General features: G+C 64.0%; 2 protein-coding genes and 1 pseudogene. 1 reads left to right on the top strand and 2 read right to left on the bottom strand.

From position 1 onward, the window contains the following. Both I0Q12_RS31655 and I0Q12_RS01320 read right to left on the bottom strand, forming a co-directional pair. A pseudogene (locus I0Q12_RS31655) lies at positions 1 to 266 on the bottom strand (N-acetyltransferase); the annotation flags it as partial. Beyond that, positions 263 to 532, bottom strand: a complete 270-nt coding sequence (locus I0Q12_RS01320; protein ID WP_197250243.1) for a DUF1778 domain-containing protein — start codon at positions 530 to 532, stop codon at positions 263 to 265. The gene I0Q12_RS01320 and the pseudogene I0Q12_RS31655, both read right to left, overlap by 4 nt. A 374-nt stretch (positions 533 to 906) precedes the next feature. Here I0Q12_RS01320 and I0Q12_RS01325 point away from each other — a divergent pair, with 374 nt between their 5' ends. Continuing rightward, the gene (locus I0Q12_RS01325) at positions 907 to 1,638 is read left to right on the top strand and encodes a DUF2510 domain-containing protein (protein WP_197250244.1); all 732 of its coding nucleotides are present in this window, start codon (positions 907 to 909) and stop codon (positions 1,636 to 1,638) included. Positions 1,639 to 1,669 lie beyond the last annotated feature (31 nt).

Genomic DNA, 1,669 nt, shown 5'->3' on the forward strand with positions numbered 1-1,669 from the left:
GCCAGCAGAAACCCGGGGACCGCACTCAGCCCAGTGGACATACTCTTGCTCAAACCGTCACGATCCGAAATCACTGCGGTCGGTGCGATCGCGTAGTAAGCGCGGACGATCGGATCATCGCCAGCGGTCCACACGTAGGTGCGGCTCGTCCCCTTGCCGTTGGCCTCCAACGCGGAATTCCTGAGCCAAAGGTTCAGGTCCCGATTGCCGCAGTCGAATACTCCGAGATCGTGGGCGGTGGTGATCTCGGTGGACTTCCACGTCACCCGCGGGTGAAGGCGCGCGGCTTGGCTGCGGCCTTGGCCAAAGCGGGTGCGTCGTCTGCGATGTCGAGTGAGCGCATCATCTCGTCAAACTGCTCCGCCGGCATCAGGGTGTGGTTTGCCAACGCAAGGATCCTGTCTGCGCGTTCGTAGGCTGCATTGCGGATAAATTCTGAGGGCTTCTCGTGGACAGCTTCGGCGGCTGCCCGGATTTGCTCGTGCCTTTCTTCTTCGACGCGCACTTCGACGCGGTCTGTCTTGATGCTCATGTCTGACTCGTCTCTGGCTTCTCGTTTGGTGTGGTTTGGCGATGATTGGTGACGTTAGGTGATGTTGACCAATGTACGGCGAATGTACGGCAGACCGCTAGTGAAATGAGAAGCACTTCACCGTCGAGCAGCCGGCCACTGCATAGCGTGGCACCTGACAGCGTCGAAGTTTGAGAGGTTCTTCGGCAACCTCTCAAATCCGGTCCACGGGGGTGACCTGCGGCCGGTGGATCTTGAGGCGTTCACGATGGACGTCTCAATCGAGGTCACGATAACCCCGCTTGAGAGTGGCAGAAAGTCACGCTCAAAGGGTATGAGCCTGACGCACACCCTTGGTGTGTAACACCGCGCCTGCCTGCTCTGATGGGTCATTCGTGACCACACCCCCGATGAACCCTCCCGGCTGGTACCCCGACCCCCACCAGACAGGCCAGTTCCGATGGTGGGACGGCCAGCAGTGGACCGCCGCCACACACCCGGGGTCGGCCCCGCAGGCGACCCAGCCAACTGCCGCCCCGGCGTCGGCAACCGTGCCGACAGGCAGCCGCAAGCGGACCCCGATCATCCTGGGCGCCGTTACTGCCGGCGTGATTGCCCTGGGGGCGATCGGGAACGTGATCGACGACAAAGAGGAGTCATCCTCGGCGGCGACCACCACGAGCACCGTGCACACCACGCCTGCGGCCGCGGCGCCCTCGGAGACTGCGCGTCCGACCACGACGACCACCACGCTGGCTCCGGTGCGAGCGCCCGAGCCCGCATCCTCGGCGACAGAGGCGGGCTGCGAGGAGCCGGACCCCGCAATCGTGGCGGCAATCGAATCGTCTCTGACCCCGGGGCTGGAGCTGATCCACGTCGCCGCGGTCAACACGCTGATCGACGGCATCGAGTACACCTACACGGCCGGTGACGTGTTCGAGAACGGCGAGCGGCACACCTCGAGCGTGGTATGGGTGACCCCAGGTTTCGGGGTGATGGGCCTGTCGAGCAACTCCCGGGACGTGTCAAGCCTTCCGTTCGGCCGCGGCATTCTGGACGTGAGCGCAGGCGACGAGTACGGATCTCAGGTGCAGAACTGCGTGCTCGCGATGGCTCGCGCGAGATAGCGAGGCGACCTGACACGGACGGCAGGCCGCC

Origin of the sequence: Rhodococcus sp. CX (genome assembly GCF_015865005.1) — a bacterium.
GTDB lineage: Bacteria > Actinomycetota > Actinomycetes > Mycobacteriales > Mycobacteriaceae > Rhodococcus.

Bases quoted from the DNA above. Each gene is read 5' to 3' on its own strand.
- I0Q12_RS01320 (WP_197250243.1), bottom strand. From the start codon at position 532: ATGAGCATCAAGACAGACCGCGTCGAAGTGCGCGTCGAAGAAGAAAGG.